This is a genomic window from Variovorax sp. Sphag1AA, from assembly GCF_014192575.1.
In the GTDB taxonomy this organism is placed as follows: domain Bacteria; phylum Pseudomonadota; class Gammaproteobacteria; order Burkholderiales; family Burkholderiaceae_C; genus Variovorax.
The window spans coordinates 557,614-574,927 of sequence record NZ_JACHYC010000004.1; the positions used below are offsets into that span (position 1 = coordinate 557,614).

The window sequence follows — 17,314 nt, forward strand, 5'->3', positions numbered from 1 at the left end:
GGCTCAGCGCCCCGTCACCAGTACCGCTCGGCCACGGTGGCCGCGCTGGCTGATCCAGTCCATGGCTTTCGCTGCGTCTTCGAGCGCGAAGGGTTGGACATCCAGCTTCAGTCGACCATCGGCGAGCCGCGCCAGCAACTCGGGTGCAGCAGCCCGGCCGGCAGGTTCGCGGCGGAACATGTTCAGCGGCAGCAGCGAAACATCCCGTTGCAGGAAATGCGCGATGTCGAGCGCCAACGTGTTGCCGGCCGTGTAGCCGACGAGCACCGCCCGGCCATCCGCCCGCACTTGAGGCAGCGCGGCGGCGAGCACTGGGCCGCCCACAGTATCGACCAGCAGATCGACCAACACAGAGTCCAGCGAAGACGCCGGATCGTCACCGAGCACAAGCACCTTGGCACCCGATGGAATCCAGGCCACCTGCGATGCATCGGCAACGACGGCCGTGACCTCGGCCCGGGCATCGAGGGCCAATTGCACCGCAAGCGATCCGACGGCACCGGTGGCGCCAGTGATGAGGACGCTTTCGCCTGCCGCGAGCCGCGCGACGTCATGCAGCGCGACCCACGCCGACGTGCTTGGCGAGAAGAACGCGGAGCCGATCGTGAACGGCACGCCATCCGGCAGCAGGCCCAGCGCTTCGTCGGGCGCGTCGATCACTTCGCACCAGGTGCCGTCGAACAGCGTGCCCAACCCACTGCCGCGTAGCCACACTCGCTGGCCCTCGGGATGGACATGGCTCGCAACCACCACGCCCGCAGCCTCTACGCCGGGCGTATAGGGGAACGGCGGATGCTTCAGGAAGCTGCCGCGCCATACCGTCCGGTCGATATGGCCGACTGTGGCCGCCTCCATTCGCACCAGCGTGCGGCCTGGACGCAAGGTGGGCGCCGGTACGTCTTCGATCACAGGCAGCGCGTCGAAGGCATGCACGCGTACGGCCTTCATGGCGGCGTCTCCAGGAAATCGAGCACCACGCGCGCAAAGGCCTCGGGCATTTGATCGGGCAGAGGGACCATTCCTCCCTCGATGTCGACGATGCGCGCGCCCGCGAGATGCTCGTGCAGTTCGGCAGCATGCGGCGACGCAAAGGGATCGTCCGTCGCGCGAATCAGAAGCGTGGGCTGCTTGACCAGGTGGATGCGATCTTCCATGCGATAGGCCGCAACCGCGCGATGGCCATCTTCAGGGCTGCCGCTGGCTTTCAATGCATCGCTCACAAAGGCTTCGAGCAGTTCGGGGCGGCCCGGTGGATAGAACCCCTGCCTGCGCTGCCACATCGCTGCGAGATGGCTTCCGTCTTCGCTCGGAGCGACTTCGTCGATCGGCGGGCGTTCCGCGCGGGCCTTGCGGAAGGCTTCGTTCGTGTAGGGCGTCGACGAAAGCACGAGCCTTCGCACGCGCTGCGGAAAGGCGGCCGCGAGTTCGATCGCAATCACGCCGCCGGTGTGATGACCCACGACGTCGATCTGGTCGAGCCGCAACGCATCGAGCAGCTCGCAAGCAACACGGCCCCATAGCTCGATGCTGACCGGTGCATCGCCCGCGGCCGAATCGCCGAAGCCCACGGTGTCCATCGCGATCGCGCGGCGGCGCGCACCGATCAGCGGAAGCACCTCGCGGTACTCCCGCCAGCTTCTCGGCGACTGATGCAGCAGCAGAACGGCGGGCGCTTCGCGATCGCCGCATTCGGCGTAGTGGATCTGCCCCGGGGAGAGATCCGCGAACGCGCGCCGGATGTTGTTCATGACTGCGTTTCGCTCGCGGGTGGCTTCCACAGCCCGGCGTGCTTCAGCATGCCGAGCGTGCGCGATAGCACATCGCGTCGGTACGCCGGCACATCGCGACCTTCGTATTCGTAGAAGCCGCTGCCGCTCTTGAGGCCAAGCCGCCCTTCTTCGACCATGCGATCCACGATCGCAGGCGCGGTGTAGCGAGCGCGATCGATCGAGCCCGACATCTCGCGGCTTGCGTGATGAAGGATGTCGCAACCGCCGAAGTCGATGAACTCCACCACGCCGAGCGCCGCGAAGCGCAGTCCCAGGCCGTAGCGCGTGGCCTTGTCGATTTCTTCCGCTGTGGCTGCGCCTTCTTCGATCATGCGCGCGGCCTCGTTCATGATGAGCGCCTGCAATCTAGGCACGATGTAGCCCGGTGTCGGGCCGCACACCACCGGCAGCTTGCCGATCGATTCCATCAAGGACTTGGTTCGTGCGAGCACTGCGGCATCGGTGCCCGCATGGCAGCTCAGCTCGACGACCGGAATCACATACGCCGGGTTGAGCCAGTGCATGTTCAGGAAGCGCTCCGGCCGCCGCACCATCGCCGCGAGTTCGCTCACGAGGATGCTGCTGGTGGTGGAGGTGAGGATCGCGTCGTCGCTGCAATGGCGGTTGATGTGCTCGAACGCTTCGCGCTTGGCGTCGAGTGTTTCCGGGACGCCTTCGAAGAGCAGCTCGGCTGCGGCCAGCGCCGCCGGTGCTTCATCGGCTTTGACGAATTCGACGCGCGCCGCGATCGCCGGCACCTGCGCCGCGTCGATCACACCAAGCTGCGAGAGGCCCGAGAGGCTGGCGGTGATTTCCGCCTGCGCCTCGGTGCGCAGCTTCTGCCACGCTTCGTCGCTGCGCGGACGCAGGTCGATCAGCGAGATCCGATGGCCTGCATACGCGAACGCAATCGCGATCCCGCGCCCCATGCGGCCCGCGCCGACTGCGGCAAATCGGGGAAGACTGTCATGCGCCATCGTGCAGCCTCTTACGCAGCTCAGCGGGCGTCAGCTTGTCGAGGCCGAGGGTTTCGAGCGTGCGCGGGCCCTTGCGCAGATCGCGGCCGAGGAAGCCGCCGACGATCGCCAGCAGCCCATGCGCGATCGGTGCATCGACACCGGCGTAGCGCGCAGCCGATGCCAGGAAGGCCAGGCCGAGCTCGGTGTCTTCGGTGATGTAGCGATGCGAATGCAGGTCGATGTTCTCGCGCCAGTCGCCCGACTTCACGAGCTGCTTGTGCGCATCGCCGTACATCCACTGGTCGTTGTTGTAGTGATCTGCGAGCGGATAGTGCGGCGCGCCGTGGCCGAGCGCCTCGCGCACCGCCATGCGTTCCCGGTCGAGCTTGTCGGTCACGGCACGCACGGAGGGCTGCGTGCCTTCGTTGTGAATGTCCCAGCGCTCGAAGTGCTGCAGCGGCGCGGCGTTCATCACCATCAGCGGCGGATGGATGATCGGGCCAGCGTTCATCAATGCGCCCGAAAGCGCATCGCCGCAGCCGTGGACCGAGGGATACGCCTTGCGGATGACCGCGATCGCCGCCTCCTCCTTGCGCGCCGGATAGACGCCAGTTGGCAGGCGGATGGCGCGGATCGTCACGTTGACTTCACGCTCGCCGTGCTTGCGCGCGAGGTACGGCAGCGTGCCGGTTTCTGCCCAGGCCACGTCGGCGCGGTTGCCCGATTCGGCCACGATGCGCGCCATCACGTAGCTGCCGAAGGTCCCGGGCGGCAGGAAGACGACCTGCCCGTCGACCAGGTGCGGCGCCATGGTGCGCGCGATGTCATCCTGCGCGATGGCGGGCGTCGGGAGCACGATGAGTTCGGCGTCGTTCATCGCCGCACCGATGTCGGGCGTGGCGAGCGCGATCTTGACGTCGCGCGAGCCGGCAGCGTCTTTCAGCGTGATGGAGCCGGTGCGGATGACGGGCTCCAGAGCCGCTGCATCACGACGCCAGAGGCGCACTTCATGTCCGGCTTCAGACAGGTCGGCGGCGGCCGCATAGGCGCCGTGACCACCACCAAGAATCGCGATTTTCATAGGGCAACAGAAGAAAGATGAGGTGGACAAACCGGCCGCAAAGGCGCTTCCGGAGGACTTGAGGCCTCAATACATTACTTTTCAACTGTTCAGGAGTCAATCAATTTAGACCCTCTGTTCGCGTTTCCGATAGGTCGGCGGTAACAAAAAAGCCCGCGCTTTCTGCAAGCGCGGGCTTTTTGGTTTGAGTAGCGGATCGCCTTAGCGGCTCGGCTTGAAGCCCCGCTTCTGGCCGTCGCGCGGCACAAAGGCCTTGCCGGCACCGGCTCCGGCGTGGCCGCGCGGGGCAAAGCCGTCGCGGCGCGGAGCGCCTGCAGCGTTTCCGTTTCCGTTCCCGTAACCGCGCGGCGCGCTTTCGCCCCAGCCCGACTTGCGGCCGTAGCCTTCGTTGTCACGTCCGCCGCCGAAGCCGGCGTTGCTCGGGCCGCGCGAATTGCGGTCGTTGAAGCCGCTGGCGCCGGCATAGCCGCCGCCGCGATGGCCGCCGCCGAACTTGCGGTCACGCGAATGGCCGTCGCTGCGGCCGCGGCCGCCGAAATCGCCCTGCGAACGCGGCGGGCGCTGCTGCGGCTCGAGACCCGGGATCACTTCCGACTTGAACTGCTGGCGGCTGTACTGCTCGATGTCGAAGATCCGGCGGCGATCGCGGAACTCGGCAAAGGTCACGGCGAGGCCGTCACGCCCTGCCCGGCCGGTGCGGCCGATGCGGTGGGTGTAGTCCTCGGCCTTCATCGGCAGGCCGAAGTTGAAGACGTGCGTGATGGTCGGCACGTCGATGCCGCGCGCCGCCACATCGGTGGCGACGAGGATCTGGACCTGGCCGTTGCGCAGCGCCATGAGCCGGCGGTTGCGCAGGCCCTGGCTCAGCGCGCCGTGCAGCGCGACGGCGCTGAAGCCGTCTTGTTGCAGGTCGTTGGCGAGACCGTCGCATTCGATCTGCGTGCTTGCGAAGACGATCGCCTGGTTGATGGTCGTGTCGCGCAGCCAGTGGTCCAGCAGCTTGCGCTTGTGCTGGGTGTTGTCGGCCCAGAAGAGAACCTGCTTGATGTTGGCGTGCTTCTCTTGCGGGCTGGCGATCGTGACGCGCTGCGGCTCGCGCATCACGCGGGTCGCGAGCTGCTGGATGCGAGGCGCGAAGGTCGCGCTGAACATCATGGTCTGCTGGCGCTCGATGGTGAGCTGGTTGATCTCGGCCAGATCGTCGGAGAAGCCGAGGTCGAGCATGCGGTCGGCCTCGTCGACGACGAGGAATTTGACCTGTTCGAGCTTGATCTGCATCGAACGCTGGAGGTCGAGCAGACGACCCGGCGTCGCGACCACGAGATCGGCGTTCTGCAGACGCTGGATCTGCAGTTGGTAAGGCATGCCACCCACAACGCTGGCAATGCGCAGGCCGCGGCAGTGACGGACCAGATCGATCGCGTCATGAGCCACCTGCTGCGCGAGTTCGCGCGTCGGGCACAGCACCAGCGCGCCGGGCGTGGCCGGCTTGAAGTTGCGGCTGTTGGTCGGATCCTTGCGCTTGGGCCTCTTGGGCGGCGCTTCGCCGCGGGCAGCGGCTTCGGCGGCGAGGCGCTCGAATTCGGCCTTTGCAGCCGCTTCGGCTTCGGCCTGGCGCTGCAGCAGCGTGTGCAGCACAGGCAGAAGGAAGGCTGCGGTCTTGCCGCTGCCGGTCTGGCTCGACACCATCAGGTCGACGAAGCGGGTCGCGCCTTCGCCGTTGCCGCTCATGGTCATGGCGCGCGGAATGGCCTGTTCCTGAACGGCGGTCGGCTGGGTGAAGCCCAGGTCTTCGACTGCGGCGATCAGCTGGGGCGCGAGGCCCAGCTTGATGAAGCCGTTGGGCTCCTTGGGCGCGTCCGCCTCGGCGGCGTCGAGCGCCTCGAGTTCGGAAACGGTGGAAATGGTTGCGGCTTCGCCGGAAACGGCAAAGCTGTCGGATTGCGCAGGCGCGAAGTCGCGCTGCGCTTCAAAAGCGTCAGTCATCAAGAGTCTCTTACGCGAGCGCTACCGTGAGTAGCGCTCCGTCGGGTGGTCAAAAAAACATCAACCATCCAACGACTTCAACTTCGACATTCATCGAGGTTGCGGCCCCATGTGCTGATATTCAGCGGGCGCGATGTGCAAGATAGGGAGATGCGGGAGGAATCGCTGGCTTGATTGGCATGTCAAATCAGCGAAGCCCGCAATTATGGCACGCCTTCGGGTTTTTACCTAATCCTCTATGCGAAGGAAGGTCTCGCGGTAGTGCTCCAGTTCTTCGATGGATTCGTGGACATCGGCCAGCGCCGTGTGCGCCTGCTGCTTCTTGAAGGCATTGAACGCCGCGGGCTTCCAGCGCTTGGCGAGTTCCTTGAGCGTGCTCACATCGAGATTCCGATAGTGGAAGTACGCCTCCAACTTGGGCATGTATTTCACGAGGAAGCGACGGTCCTGGCCAATGGTGTTCCCGCACATCGGCGAACCACTCTTGGGGATGTAGCGCGCGATGAATTCCAGCAGTTGACGCTCGGCTTCCGCCTCGTCGATCGTCGAGGTCTTGACCTTGTCGATCAGGCCGCTGCGACCATGCGTGCCCTTGTTCCAAGCGTCCATTCCGTCGAGGACTGCATCGCTCTGGTGGATGACGAGGACGGGCCCGTCGATACGGGGCGTCAGGTTGGGGCCGGTCACGACCACGGCGATTTCGAGCAGGCGTTCTTTTTCGGGGTCGAGGCCGCTCATTTCGCAGTCCAGCCAGACAAGGTTCTGGTCGCTCCTGCCGAGCGTGACCGCCGGTGCGGTCGTTTCGATGGATTCGGGCATCCGGCGATTGTCGTCGATGGCCCTGCCGTCGGGCGGGCTGCCCACGGCTGAAGGGCCGCGGGCTAAACTCGGCCGCCATGCCGACTCCCATCCCCGCGTCTCTCGCCACCACCCTGGCTTTTGCCCTTGCGCTGGTCGCCGGGCTGGTCGTGAAGTTCTGGCTCGCATCGCGGCAAGTCCGGCATGTGGCGCGTCATCGCCAGGCCGTGCCTGCTGCCTTCCAACAGGCAATCACGCTGGACGCGCACCAGAAGGCTGCCGACTACACGATCGCCAAGACGCGGCTCGGCGTCATCGAAATGGCCTGGAGCGCCGCGATCCTGCTCGGATGGACGCTGCTCGGCGGACTGGATCTCCTCAACAGCCTGCTCCTGACTGCATTGGGCGGCGGCATGTGGCAGCAACTCGCCCTGTTCGGTGCATTCGCGCTGATCGGCGGCATCCTCGAACTGCCCTTCACGCTATGGCAGACCTTCGTGCTCGAGGAGCGCTTCGGTTTCAACAAGATGACCTGGCGCCTGTGGATCAATGATGCCGTCAAGGGCATCCTGCTCGGCACCGCGATCGGCCTGCCACTCGCCGCGCTGATTCTCTGGCTCATGCATGCGGTCGGTGCGTTCTGGTGGCTATGGGCCTGGGGCGTGTGGATGAGCTTCAATCTCTTGCTGATGCTGGTCTATCCGACCTTCATCGCGCCGCTCTTCAACAAGTTCCAGCCATTGGACGACGCCGCCCTGAAGACCCGCGTCAATGCGCTCATGCAGCGCTGCGGCTTCTCGGCCAAGGGCCTGTTCGTGATGGACGGCAGCACGCGCAGCGCGCATGCCAATGCTTACTTCACCGGGTTTGGAGCCAGCAAGCGCGTGGTGTTCTACGACACGCTGCTGCGCCAGCTGAACGCCGGCGAGATCGAAGCGGTGCTGGCGCACGAGCTCGGCCACTTCAAGCACCGGCACGTGGTCAAGCGCATGGTGGCGATGTTCGCGCTGAGTCTTGCGGGCTTCGCGCTGCTGGGTTGGCTTTCGAGCCACACGTGGTTCTACACAGGGCTGGGCGTGCAGCCGAATCTCTCGGCGCCCAACGACGCGCTCGCGATTCTCCTGTTCATGCTGGCGGTGCCGGTATTCGGCTTCTTCGTCGCGCCGCTGCCGGTGTTGATCTCGCGCAAGCACGAATTCGAGGCGGACGCCTATGCCATCGCGCAAACGAGCGGCAAGGATCTCTCCGCCGCACTGCTCAAGCTCTACAAGGACAACGCTTCGACGCTCACGCCCGATCCGGTGTTCGTCAAGTTCTATTACTCGCACCCGCCAGCGTCCGAGCGCCTCGCGCGCATGGCCGCGGCCTGATCGGGAGCCAATCATGAGCAGCATGCTGAAGATCCAGGACTGGAAGTCACACCCGCGCCGCGCCATGAGCGCGACGGAGATCGTCGCGAGCCTCGCGAAACTCGACGGCTGGAAGCTCGCCGGCGATGGCAAGGACGTCGCGATCGAGAAGACATTCACCTTCGCGAACTACTTCGAGACCATCGCCTTCGTCAACGCACTCGCACTGATTGCGCACCGGCAGGACCATCATCCTGACCTGTCGGTGCACTACAACCGCTGCGTGGTGCGCTTCAATACGCACGACGTGTCGGGCATCTCGGCGACCGATTTCGAGTGCGCAGCGCAGGCCGATGCGCTGATTGCATGAAGCTCACCCGCCGGTTTCGCGGGGTTCCAGGCTTTGGCCACGAGAGCACCGCTGGCTTGCCGGGGTGCTTCCTTGGCTAAGCATCGCGGCGGCACGACGAGTGCCGCGCTGAGCGAGGGACTTGTCGTTGCGAGTCACGGCCGCCATTGCATCGTCGAGACGCTTGAGGGCGAACGAGTCATCTGCCATCCGCGCGGCAAGAAGAGCCAGGCGGTCGTCGGCGACCGCGTGCAATGGCAGGCAAGCGAAGACGAAGGCACCATTGAAAAGGTCGTTCCGCGCAAGAACCTGTTCTACCGTCAGGACGAGATCCGCACCAAGTCGTTCGCGGCCAATCTCGACCAGGTGCTGATCCTCGTCGCGGCTGAACCGGAGTTCTCCGAGAGCCAACTCTCTCGCGCGCTCATAGCGGCGGAGGCCGAGCACATCACGCCGGTGATCGCGCTCAACAAGCGCGACCTTGCGACCGCTTTCGCGCGGGCCTGGGAGCGGCTCGCGCCCTATAGGCAGATGAACTATCAGGTACTGCCACTGGCACTCAAGGCAGCGGATGCCTCGGACCGCGACGCGCTGACCGGGCTGCTCGCCGGCAAGACGACGCTGGTGCTGGGTCCGTCCGGCGCGGGCAAGAGCACGCTCATCAATCAGCTGGTGCCGGGCGCCTCGGCGCAGACGGGCGAGATTTCGCAGGCGCTCAATTCCGGCAAGCACACGACCACGACAACCACCTGGTACTGGATGGACAGGTCCAGCGACACCGCACTCATTGATTCGCCGGGCTTCCAGGAATTCGGCCTCCACCACATCGAGGCAATGCACCTTGCGCGCCTGATGCCGGATATCGCGGCGCATGCGACCGAGTGCAAGTTCTACAACTGCACGCACCTGCACGAACCCGGATGCGGCGTGATCGCGCAGGTGGAGGCAGGCACCATCAGCCCGTCGCGCTACCGAATCTACGGCGAGCTGTTTGCCGAACTCAGCCAGCCACGCTACTAGGGCGTTCGCTCAGGCACCGACGATGTCGGACAGCGCGGCCACGAGCGCCGCACATTGATCGCGCGTCCCGACCGTGATGCGCAAATACTGCGATATGCGCGGCTGCCGGAAATGCCGCACCAAAATCGCCCGCTCGCGCAATGCGGCCGCCAGGGCGGCTGCATCGCGACCCGAGTGCCGCACGAACAGGAAGTTGGCCTGCGAAGGCAGCACATCGAAGCCGAGGTCTTCGAGTTCCAGGGCGAGGCCCTCGCGGGTGTCGATGACGTCTCTGCATGTGCGCGCGAACCAGCGCTCGTCCTCGATCGCAGCCACCGCGCCGGCGACTGCGAGACGGTCCAGCGGGTAGGAGTTGAAGCTGTTCTTCACGCGCTGGAGGGCGTCGATGAGATGCTGCTGCCCGCAGGCGAAGCCCACGCGCAGGCCGGCAAGGGAGCGCGATTTCGAGAGGGTCTGCACGACGAGCAGGTTCGGATATCGGGCAATCAGCGGGATCGCGCTTTCACCGCCGAAATCGACGTAGGCCTCGTCGACGAGGACCACGCGGCCTGGTGACGCCGCCAGCAATGCCTCGATGCGCGCCAGTGGCAACCCGATGCCGGTCGGCGCGTTCGGATTGGCGATGACGATGCCGGCGCAGCCTTGGGACGCACGCATCGCCAGCGCGCGATCGTCGATCCGGAGTCCCTCGTCGACAGGCTGCAGTTCGCAGACGATTCCGTAGAGCTGCGCATAGACGCGGTAGAAGCTGTAGGTGACGTCCGGGATCAGCAGCGGTTCGGCTTGCTGGAAAAAGGCGAAGAAGGCATGCGCGAGGACTTCATCCGAGCCATTGCCGACGAAGACTTGCGCGGGTTCGATCCTGTGGCGAGCAGCAATCGCTTCACGCAACAGCAGGGATTCGGGATCGGGATAGAGCTCGAGCCTGCTCTCGGCCGCGCGGCGGATGGCATCGATCGCCTCGGGCGACGGCGGGTAAGGGTTCTCGTTGGTGTTGAGCTTGACCAGGTTCGCGATACGCGGCTGTTCGCCCGGCACATAGGGTTCGAGCGCCGCGATGCGCGGGCTCCAGAAGCTGGGAACGTTCGACAAGGCACTACCCCCGGTTGACTCAGCCGAGGAGCCGAGCGAGGGTCAGGAGCGCCAGCAGGACCATCCACATCACGACGGAACGCCACACCAGGCCGACCACGCTGCGAAGATGCGCTGGCTCGGGTTCGCGTCCGGGCGTGCTGCCACTGTCGGCTTCGCGCGCGTCACCAAATGACTCGCCGGCCTGGGCGCGCGACAGCGGATCCGTTGCCGGGACGGCGCGCAAGGTGCCACCGCCGAGTCGGACATTCACTGCACCGGAAGTCGCGGCGAGGATCACGCCATCGTTTTCATTCGGGAAGCGGCGCGCGTCGTTGCGCCAGCAGTCGATCGCCTCTTCGAAGCTGCCGACCACCGCGAAGCCCAGCGCCGTGATGCGCGCCGGCAACCAGTCGATCACCGCCCACGCGCGCTCCGCCGCTTGCTGGACCCAGATGCTCGACGGCTGCGTCGACGCGCCGTTCTTGTGCACCCAGTAACGCGCGACGAATTCGCTCATCCGGTAGAAGACTGCGCCGGCCGGGCCGAGGCCCACCGCCGCGAGAATGGAAAACCACGCCAGCACGCCGAAGACATGGCGGTGGGCGGCAATGACCGAGTGCTCGATCACGTGCCGCACGATTTCGCTGCGCGGCAGATTGATGGCATCGACGTGCTGCCAGTGCGCAAGCAGCGATCGGGCGAGCGCTTCATCGCCTTCGTCAAGCGCGTCGCGGATGCCGGTGAAGTGGTGGCTGAACTGGCGGAACCCGAGCGTGACGTAGAGGATCGCAATGCTCCAGAGCACGGCAAAAGGCAATCCCAGCGTCAGGACGAGGACCCAATGGACGGCCAGCGCGAGCACGGTTGGAACGAACACTGCAAGCGACCAGGCCACCCAGCCGTGGTGCGGTTTGCCTGCATCGAAGTTGCGGCTGGTCCAGCGCGTCCAGGCGAGCACCCCGGCATAGACGGGATTGCGGTACGCCAGCGGACGTACCTGCTCGATCAGCAATGCGCACAGGATCGCAAAGAAGCTCATCCGTCGATGATAACGAGAGCCTTCGTCGATCCCACAGCCCTGGTCAGGCCGAGAGGAATCGGTAGAGGTTGCGCAGCATGCCAGCGGTGGCGCCCCATACGAAACGCTCGTTGGGGCCGTCCTGGTACGGCATCGACAGCCATTCGCGCGACCGCCGATCGTCGTCCGTCATAGTGTGGCGCCGGTGGTTGGCCGGGTTCATTAGGAAGGCAAGCGGCACTTCGAAGGCTTCGGCAACCTCGTGCGGGTTGATGGCGAGTTCAAAGTCGGGGCGCACCAGCGCCACAACCGGCGTCACGATGAACGAGGTGATGGTCGTATACGTTGGCAGCGTGCCGAGTACCTCGATGTATTCCGCCGAAAGACCAACTTCTTCCCAAGCTTCGCGCAGCGCGGCCGCGGAGATATTGGCGTCCTCCGGATCGACCCTGCCGCCGGGGAAAGCCACTTGCCCTGAATGATGGGTCAGATGCGCGGTGCGCTCCGTCAGAAGAACCGTCGGCTGCTCGCGCGTCACGATCGGCACAAGGACGGCCGCCTGAGCCGGCGGGCGATCGCTCATCTGAGGCTCGCGACGCAATTCCGGCGTCCACGCGGGCGGGGTGGCAAATCGTGCACGCAACGCACCGACGCCCAGTTGGTCAAATGCCACGGCGGCCAAGCTGGTGTCGATGGAGGACACCGGCACCTCGCGCGGATCGAACGACCTCAGAGGCGCTGGGGGCACGACGTTGATCACTTCGACGGGGGTTGCGCTCATGGCCGGTGATGTATGTGTCAAGTGGATGGACTTTGGGAATTACAACGAATGAAACGGTGCATGTGTAGGACACGGCACCACGAAAAAATCACGATCCCCTGCTCGAATGGAGACCCCAAAAGCAAAAAGCCGCCTCGATTGGCGGCTTTTTGCATGACAAGGAGAGGCCTCTTATTGAGCGGCCGCTGCCGACTTGCCGGGCAGCTTTTCCTTGATGCGAGCCGAACGGCCGCTGCGGTCACGCAGGTAGTACAGCTTGGCGCGACGGACGTCACCGCGGCGCTTGACTTCGATACCGGCGATCAGCGGGCTGTAGGTCTGGAACGTACGCTCCACGCCTTCGCCGCTGGAGATCTTGCGGACGGTGAAGCCGCTGTTGAGGCCGCGATTGCGCTTGGCGATCACGACGCCTTCGTAGGCCTGCACACGCTTGCGGTTGCCTTCGACGACGTTCACGCTGACGATGACGGTGTCACCAGGCGAGAACTCGGGGATCTTCTTGCCGAGGCGGGCGATTTCTTCCTGCTCGAGGGTCTGGATGAGATTCATGATTTCCTGATTTCGATCGTGCCCACGCTACACAAAAGGCGTCTTTTGAAGCACCTGATAGATGCCGACGCGGCCGGGCAGAGGATCGGAGAACCCGAGATTATAGCTTTTTCTTGAGCACGGCTTCATCTGCCGCACTGAGGCGCCCCGCCCGACGGGCAGCTTCGATGAGATCCGGCCGCTTTTGCGCCGTAATGGCGAGCCGCTGGTCTCGTCGCCAGCGTTCGATCTGAAGATGATGGCCCGACATCAACACGGCCGGCACACCCTCTCCATTCCATTGCTCTGGCCGCGTGTAGTGAGGGCAGTCAAGCAGCCCGTCGAGCGCGGGATTGAAACTGTCCTGCACATGGCTCGCCTCATCGCCGAGCACCCCTGGCTGCAGCCGCGCAATCGAGTCGAGGAAAGCCATGGCAGCAATCTCGCCGCCGGACAGCACGAAATCACCGAGGCTGATCTGGTGCGTGACCCTCGCATCGATGAAGCGTTGATCGATGCCCTCGTAGCGGCCGCATACCAGCACGGCACCGTCGCCGCCGGACCATTGTTCGACCGCCTCATGGCGCAGCGCTTCGCCAATAGGCGAAAAGAGGACGACAGGCGCCGCGGCGCCCCGTGCAGCTAGCACAGCATCGAGACACGCCGACAGCGGCTGCGCCAGCATGACCATGCCGGGACCGCCGCCAAACGGCCGATCGTCGACGCGCCGGTAGTTCCCGTCCGCATAGTCGCGTGGATTCCAGAGCACCACCTCGACCTGCTTCGACTCGAAGGCGCGACGCGTCACGCCACTGGTCAGAAGTGGCGCGAACAGTTCGGGAAACAGGGTGATGACGTCGAAGCGCATGACGGCGCCGGCCTGCAGCCTCGGTCAGTAGTCGGGCTGCCAGTCGACCGTGATCACGCGGCCGGCAAGGTCCACCTTATCGATGAACGCCGAAACGAAAGGCACCATGCGCTCGACGGGCTTGCCGCTTTCCTGCGCATCAAGGACCAGCGTGGTCTGGGGACCGGACGCGAGCAATTCGCGGACTGTGCCAAGCGAAACGCCTTCCCGGTTGACGACAGTGAGGCCGATCAGATCGACCCAGTAGTACTCGTCATCGCCTGCGGTGGGGAAGCTCGATCGGGGGATGAAGACCCGCGCGCCGCGCAAGGCCTCGGCCGCGTTGCGGTCAGGCACCTCTTCAGACGAGGCGACGATGCAGTCGGAATGTTCCTTGGCTTCGCGGATCGGAAGCCGGAACGCGCGGCCTGCCGGAGAGCCTGGCGGCTGCAGGAACCAGCGCTTGGAAGAAAAAAGCGCCTCGGGCTCGGCGCTGTGGGGCAAGACCTTGAACCAGCCCTTGATGCCCCAGGCGTCGGCGATGCGCGCCACTTCGATCGCATCCGCCGGCAATTCGGCGGCTTCGAGTGTGGGCAGCATCGCCGGGCAGCGGCTTAGGCAGCCGCCTTGGGAGCGGCTGCAGCCGCTTGCTTGATCAGGCGCAGGACGGTGAGCGACGGTTGTGCGCCAACGCCCTTCCAGTAGGCGAGGCGATCCTGAGCGATGCGGATGCTTTCCTCGTTTTCCTTGGCGGTCGGGTTGTAGAAGCCCAGGCGCTCGATGAAGCGGCCATCGCGACGCTCGCGCTTGTCCGACACGACGATATTGAAGAACGGACGGCCCTTGGAGCCGCCGCGGGAGAGTCGAATAACGACCATGATTTATCCTTCGGGTGGTGCGGCAAACCTGTTCCAAGGCTCGCCCACAATGTTCTTCCAGCGTCGAGACACGCGACATGGCCACCCGGCCAGCGACACGCTGAAAAGCCCTCGATTATAGCCCGTACCAGCTTTTCCCCCACACCTGGCAGCGCCAGGACGTACCAAATGACCAACATCCGCCCCAGCCGCGACGAAGACGTCGAGGCCATCACCGCCATCTACGCCCACCACGTTCTGCACGGAACGGGGACCTTCGAGACCGATCCGCCGAGCGCAGCGGACATGGCGGCACGACGAACAGACGTGCTTTCCAAGAAGCTCCCCTACCTCGTCGCAGAGCAAGGTGGTGAGGTCCTCGGCTTCGCGTACTGCAACTGGTTCAAGCCGCGCCCGGCCTATCGCTTCTCCGCAGAGGATTCCATCTACCTGGCCAACAGCGCCCGCGGTCAAGGGCTCGGTTCGAAGCTGCTTGATGCCCTCTCGCAGGCTGCCGAAACGGTCGGCGTGCGCAAGCTCATTGCAGTCATAGGCGACTCCGCAAACGCCGGCTCGATCGGGGTGCACCGCGCGCAAGGCTTCACCCATGTCGGCATCCTGAAGGACTGCGGCTGGAAGTTCGGCGAGTGGCGCGACGTCGTCCTGATGGAGAAGGTCCTGGGCGCAGGCAGCTCGACCAAGCCGGAATGAAAAACAAGACTGTAGCCGCGTGGCTGGCCTTCCTGGGCGGGCCGCTCGGCCTGCATTGCTTCTATCTGCGCGGCTTTTCAAGCACCCTCGGATGGCTGCTGCCGATCCCGACAGCGATCGGCCTGTACGGCATCGAGCGAGCGCGGATGTACGGATTGGATGACGGGTTGAGCTGGGCGCTCATTCCCTTCCTCGGATTCACCATCTCGGGTTGCGCATTGACGGCCATCGTCTACGGCCTCATGTCGCCCGAGAAATGGAATGCGCGCTACAACGCCGGCAGGGCCTCGGCCGCAGAATCGACCTCCGGGCACACGAGCTGGCTCACCATTGGCGCCGTCATCCTCGCCCTGCTTGTCGGCAGCACGGTGCTGATGGCGAGCCTGGCGTTCAGCATCCAGCGTTATTTCGAGCACGAGATCGAAGCGGGCCGCAAGATCTCGCAATAGCGTGTAGCGAGCGTCGGCGTCAGAGAATCTGCATGCCGACCCAGTAGGCAATCGCGGCGACGAAGGCCGACGCCGGAATCGTCAGGATCCAGGCCCACACGATGTTGCCCGCGACGCCCCAGCGAACGGCGCTGGCTCGCTGAGTCGAGCCCACGCCGACGATGGCGCCGGTGATCGTGTGCGTGGTCGAAACCGGAATGCCGAGCGCGGTCGCAAGAAATAGCGTCAACGCGCCCCCAGTCTCGGCACAGAACCCGCCCACGGGCTTGAGCTTGGTGATCTTCTGGCCCATCGTCTTCACGATGCGCCATCCGCCGAACATCGTGCCGAGCGAGATGGCCGTGTAGCAGATGACGATCGTCCACGTTGGCGGGACAGTCGCATCGGCCGCAGCGTAGCCAGTGGCGATCAGAAGCATCCAGATGATGCCGATGGTCTTCTGCGCATCGTTGCCACCATGGCCGAGGCTGTACGCGCCTGCGGAGACCAGTTGCAGCCGCCGGAACCAGCTGTCGATACGCGACGGCGTTGAGTGCCTGAACAACCAGGCGACCGCCACCATCATGAGCGAGCCCAGCATGAATCCCAGCAAGGGCGAAACGAAGATGAACGCGACCGTCTTCCAGATGCCCCCTGCAATCAGCGCCCCGACGCCGGCCTTGGCGATTACTGCGCCTACGATGCCTCCGATAAGCGCGTGCGAGGAACTACTGGGAATGCCGTAGTACCAGGTCACCAGATTCCAGGTAATCGCCCCCACCAGTGCGCCGAACACCACGTGCACGTCGACCACCTCCGGCTGCGCGATCCCCTTGCCGATCGTCGCGGCCACGCTCAGATGGAAGACGAAGACCGCGATCAGATTGAAGAAGGCCGCGAAGATCACCGCCTGACCGGGCCGGAGCACGCCGGTCGACACCACGGTGGCGATCGAATTCGCCGCGTCGTGGAAGCCGTTCATGAAGTCGAAGAGGATGGCCAGCGCGACCAGCAGCACGACCACCCAGAGGGCGACTTGAGCCGTTGCCATTCGAAACCCGCGGTCAGGAGTTCTCGAGGACGATGCCCTCGATCACGTTGGCGACGTCCTCGCACTTGTCGGTGATCGTCTCGAGCAGCTCATAGATGGCCTTGAGCTTGATGACCTCGCGCACATCGGGCTCCTCGCGGAAGAGCTTGCTCATGGCGCTGCGCATCACGCGATCGGCATCCGACTCCAGCCGGTCGATTTCCTCGCAGGTCTTGAGCGTGGCCTCAGCGGTCACGGGATCCGTGATCTTGCCGAGAAACTCGACGGCGTCCTTTACCCGCTCGCAGCACTTCACACTGAGCGTGGTCAGGCGCGTGATTTCCTCTGTCATGTGCCGCACGTCGTACAGCGCCATGGTTTCGGCGGAGTCCTGGATCAGGTCGGCCACGTCATCCATGGTGTTGATGAGCTTGTGGATCTGCTCGCGGTCGATCGGCGTGATGAACGTCTTGTGGATCAGCCGGTTGACGTCGTGGGTGACCCGGTCCGCGGCACGCTCGGCGTTGTCGACATCGCGGTTGTACTGCTCGCGCAGGTGCAGGTCGTTGTAGTTGGCGACCAGGTGTTCAAACGCGCGTGCGGCTTCGACGATGCGGTCGGCATGCTGATTGAACATCTCGAAAAAATTCCCCTCCCGGGGCAGCAGCTTGCCGAACATGGCGCTCTCCTGAGTTCGCGGCCGTCACAGCACTTTTGTGTGACACCTTC

At 64.7% G+C, this 17,314-nt stretch carries 20 protein-coding genes; 5 read left to right on the forward strand and 15 right to left on the reverse strand.

Features of this window, described 5'->3' with window-relative positions; all coding sequences use genetic code 11:
* Positions 1–3: 3 nt before the first annotated feature.
* The 6 genes from FHW64_RS18670 to orn all read right to left on the reverse strand — a co-directional run bounded on the left by FHW64_RS18670 (position 4) and on the right by orn (position 6,614).
* Positions 4–948 (reverse strand): zinc-binding alcohol dehydrogenase family protein, encoded by a 945-nt coding sequence (locus FHW64_RS18670; RefSeq protein ID WP_184528860.1) that lies wholly within the window; start codon positions 946–948, stop codon positions 4–6.
* Positions 945–1,748 (reverse strand): alpha/beta fold hydrolase, encoded by an 804-nt coding sequence (locus FHW64_RS18675; protein ID WP_184528862.1) that lies wholly within the window; start codon positions 1,746–1,748, stop codon positions 945–947. The genes FHW64_RS18670 and FHW64_RS18675 overlap by 4 nt, the downstream gene beginning before the upstream one ends.
* A complete protein-coding gene (locus FHW64_RS18680) occupies positions 1,745–2,746 on the reverse strand; it encodes a 3-hydroxybutyryl-CoA dehydrogenase (protein ID WP_184528863.1) in 1,002 nt (333 codons plus the stop codon). Before FHW64_RS18680 ends, FHW64_RS18675 begins: the two co-directional genes overlap by 4 nt.
* On the reverse strand, positions 2,736–3,809 hold the full coding sequence (locus FHW64_RS18685; protein WP_184528865.1) for an NAD/NADP octopine/nopaline dehydrogenase family protein: 1,074 nt from the start codon (positions 3,807–3,809) through the stop codon (positions 2,736–2,738). Before FHW64_RS18685 ends, FHW64_RS18680 begins: the two co-directional genes overlap by 11 nt.
* 201 nt (positions 3,810–4,010) lie before the next feature.
* Complete coding sequence (locus tag FHW64_RS18690; protein ID WP_184528867.1) at positions 4,011–5,795, reverse strand: DEAD/DEAH box helicase; 1,785 nt, start codon at positions 5,793–5,795, stop codon at positions 4,011–4,013.
* Positions 5,796–6,023: 228 nt separating this feature from the next.
* Positions 6,024–6,614, reverse strand: a complete 591-nt coding sequence (gene orn / locus FHW64_RS18695) for an oligoribonuclease (protein WP_184528869.1) — start codon at positions 6,612–6,614, stop codon at positions 6,024–6,026.
* A gap of 77 nt (positions 6,615–6,691) precedes the next feature.
* Here orn and FHW64_RS18700 point away from each other — a divergent pair, with 77 nt between their 5' ends.
* From FHW64_RS18700 to rsgA, 3 genes are all read left to right on the forward strand, one after another.
* On the forward strand, positions 6,692–7,963 hold the full coding sequence (locus tag FHW64_RS18700; RefSeq protein ID WP_184528871.1) for a M48 family metallopeptidase: 1,272 nt from the start codon (positions 6,692–6,694) through the stop codon (positions 7,961–7,963).
* Between the two features lie 13 nt (positions 7,964–7,976).
* A complete protein-coding gene (locus FHW64_RS18705; protein ID WP_184528873.1) occupies positions 7,977–8,312 on the forward strand; it encodes a 4a-hydroxytetrahydrobiopterin dehydratase in 336 nt (111 codons plus the stop codon).
* Positions 8,313–8,384: 72 nt separating this feature from the next.
* Positions 8,385–9,311, forward strand: a complete 927-nt coding sequence (gene rsgA / locus FHW64_RS18710; protein ID WP_184528874.1) for a ribosome small subunit-dependent GTPase A — start codon at positions 8,385–8,387, stop codon at positions 9,309–9,311.
* 9 nt (positions 9,312–9,320) lie between these two features.
* On the opposite strand, the gene hisC is transcribed toward rsgA, so the two are convergent.
* From hisC to rpsP, 7 genes are all read right to left on the reverse strand, one after another.
* Complete coding sequence (gene hisC / locus FHW64_RS18715; RefSeq protein WP_184528876.1) at positions 9,321–10,403, reverse strand: histidinol-phosphate transaminase; 1,083 nt, start codon at positions 10,401–10,403, stop codon at positions 9,321–9,323.
* A gap of 19 nt (positions 10,404–10,422) precedes the next feature.
* On the reverse strand, positions 10,423–11,424 hold the full coding sequence (locus FHW64_RS18720) for a CobD/CbiB family protein (RefSeq protein ID WP_184528878.1): 1,002 nt from the start codon (positions 11,422–11,424) through the stop codon (positions 10,423–10,425).
* 43 nt (positions 11,425–11,467) lie between these two features.
* Positions 11,468–12,184 (reverse strand): CoA pyrophosphatase, encoded by a 717-nt coding sequence (locus FHW64_RS18725; protein ID WP_184528880.1) that lies wholly within the window; start codon positions 12,182–12,184, stop codon positions 11,468–11,470.
* Positions 12,185–12,355: 171 nt separating this feature from the next.
* Complete coding sequence (gene rplS / locus FHW64_RS18730) at positions 12,356–12,733, reverse strand: 50S ribosomal protein L19 (RefSeq protein WP_093160839.1); 378 nt, start codon at positions 12,731–12,733, stop codon at positions 12,356–12,358.
* Between the two features lie 100 nt (positions 12,734–12,833).
* Positions 12,834–13,580, reverse strand: coding sequence for a tRNA (guanosine(37)-N1)-methyltransferase TrmD (gene trmD, locus FHW64_RS18735; RefSeq protein ID WP_184528882.1), 747 nt, complete (start codon positions 13,578–13,580; stop codon positions 12,834–12,836).
* A 24-nt stretch (positions 13,581–13,604) separates the two neighbouring features.
* Entirely contained in the window at positions 13,605–14,159 is a 555-nt protein-coding gene (rimM, locus tag FHW64_RS18740; protein WP_184528884.1) for a ribosome maturation factor RimM, read from the reverse strand.
* Between the two features lie 14 nt (positions 14,160–14,173).
* Positions 14,174–14,437 carry a 30S ribosomal protein S16 gene (gene rpsP / locus FHW64_RS18745; protein WP_184528885.1) on the reverse strand — a complete coding sequence of 88 codons (264 nt, stop codon included), beginning with the start codon at positions 14,435–14,437 and terminating at the stop codon, positions 14,174–14,176.
* 168 nt (positions 14,438–14,605) lie between these two features.
* Between rpsP and FHW64_RS18750 the strand changes: the two genes are divergently transcribed.
* Positions 14,606–15,127 (forward strand): GNAT family N-acetyltransferase, encoded by a 522-nt coding sequence (locus tag FHW64_RS18750; protein ID WP_184528887.1) that lies wholly within the window; start codon positions 14,606–14,608, stop codon positions 15,125–15,127.
* Positions 15,124–15,576 carry a hypothetical protein gene (locus FHW64_RS18755; protein ID WP_184528889.1) on the forward strand — a complete coding sequence of 151 codons (453 nt, stop codon included), beginning with the start codon at positions 15,124–15,126 and terminating at the stop codon, positions 15,574–15,576. The genes FHW64_RS18750 and FHW64_RS18755 overlap by 4 nt, the downstream gene beginning before the upstream one ends.
* A 19-nt stretch (positions 15,577–15,595) precedes the next feature.
* On the opposite strand, the gene FHW64_RS18760 is transcribed toward FHW64_RS18755, so the two are convergent.
* Positions 15,596–16,606 (reverse strand): inorganic phosphate transporter, encoded by a 1,011-nt coding sequence (locus FHW64_RS18760; RefSeq protein ID WP_184528891.1) that lies wholly within the window; start codon positions 16,604–16,606, stop codon positions 15,596–15,598.
* 13 nt (positions 16,607–16,619) lie between these two features.
* The gene (locus FHW64_RS18765; RefSeq protein WP_184528893.1) at positions 16,620–17,264 is read right to left on the reverse strand and encodes a DUF47 domain-containing protein; all 645 of its coding nucleotides are present in this window, start codon (positions 17,262–17,264) and stop codon (positions 16,620–16,622) included.
* Positions 17,265–17,314: the final 50 nt, after the last annotated feature.

Excerpts from the sequence above, each read along its gene's own strand:
- FHW64_RS18670 (WP_184528860.1), bottom strand. The coding sequence starts at position 948 with ATGAAGGCCGTACGCGTGCATGCCTTCGACGCGCTGCCTGTGATCGAA.
- FHW64_RS18675 (WP_184528862.1), bottom strand. The coding sequence starts at position 1,748 with ATGAACAACATCCGGCGCGCGTTCGCGGATCTCTCCCCGGGGCAGATC.
- FHW64_RS18680 (WP_184528863.1), bottom strand. The coding sequence starts at position 2,746 with ATGGCGCATGACAGTCTTCCCCGATTTGCCGCAGTCGGCGCGGGCCGC.
- FHW64_RS18685 (WP_184528865.1), bottom strand. The coding sequence starts at position 3,809 with ATGAAAATCGCGATTCTTGGTGGTGGTCACGGCGCCTATGCGGCCGCC.
- FHW64_RS18690 (WP_184528867.1), bottom strand. The coding sequence starts at position 5,795 with ATGACTGACGCTTTTGAAGCGCAGCGCGACTTCGCGCCTGCGCAATCC.
- orn (WP_184528869.1), bottom strand. The coding sequence starts at position 6,614 with ATGCCCGAATCCATCGAAACGACCGCACCGGCGGTCACGCTCGGCAGG.
- FHW64_RS18700 (WP_184528871.1), top strand. The coding sequence starts at position 6,692 with ATGCCGACTCCCATCCCCGCGTCTCTCGCCACCACCCTGGCTTTTGCC.
- FHW64_RS18705 (WP_184528873.1), top strand. The coding sequence starts at position 7,977 with ATGAGCAGCATGCTGAAGATCCAGGACTGGAAGTCACACCCGCGCCGC.
- FHW64_RS18720 (WP_184528878.1), bottom strand. The coding sequence starts at position 11,424 with ATGAGCTTCTTTGCGATCCTGTGCGCATTGCTGATCGAGCAGGTACGT.
- FHW64_RS18725 (WP_184528880.1), bottom strand. The coding sequence starts at position 12,184 with ATGAGCGCAACCCCCGTCGAAGTGATCAACGTCGTGCCCCCAGCGCCT.
- rplS (WP_093160839.1), bottom strand. The coding sequence starts at position 12,733 with ATGAATCTCATCCAGACCCTCGAGCAGGAAGAAATCGCCCGCCTCGGC.
- trmD (WP_184528882.1), bottom strand. The coding sequence starts at position 13,580 with ATGCGCTTCGACGTCATCACCCTGTTTCCCGAACTGTTCGCGCCACTT.
- rimM (WP_184528884.1), bottom strand. The coding sequence starts at position 14,159 with ATGCTGCCCACACTCGAAGCCGCCGAATTGCCGGCGGATGCGATCGAA.
- rpsP (WP_184528885.1), bottom strand. The coding sequence starts at position 14,437 with ATGGTCGTTATTCGACTCTCCCGCGGCGGCTCCAAGGGCCGTCCGTTC.
- FHW64_RS18750 (WP_184528887.1), top strand. The coding sequence starts at position 14,606 with ATGACCAACATCCGCCCCAGCCGCGACGAAGACGTCGAGGCCATCACC.
- FHW64_RS18755 (WP_184528889.1), top strand. The coding sequence starts at position 15,124 with ATGAAAAACAAGACTGTAGCCGCGTGGCTGGCCTTCCTGGGCGGGCCG.
- FHW64_RS18760 (WP_184528891.1), bottom strand. The coding sequence starts at position 16,606 with ATGGCAACGGCTCAAGTCGCCCTCTGGGTGGTCGTGCTGCTGGTCGCG.
- FHW64_RS18765 (WP_184528893.1), bottom strand. The coding sequence starts at position 17,264 with ATGTTCGGCAAGCTGCTGCCCCGGGAGGGGAATTTTTTCGAGATGTTC.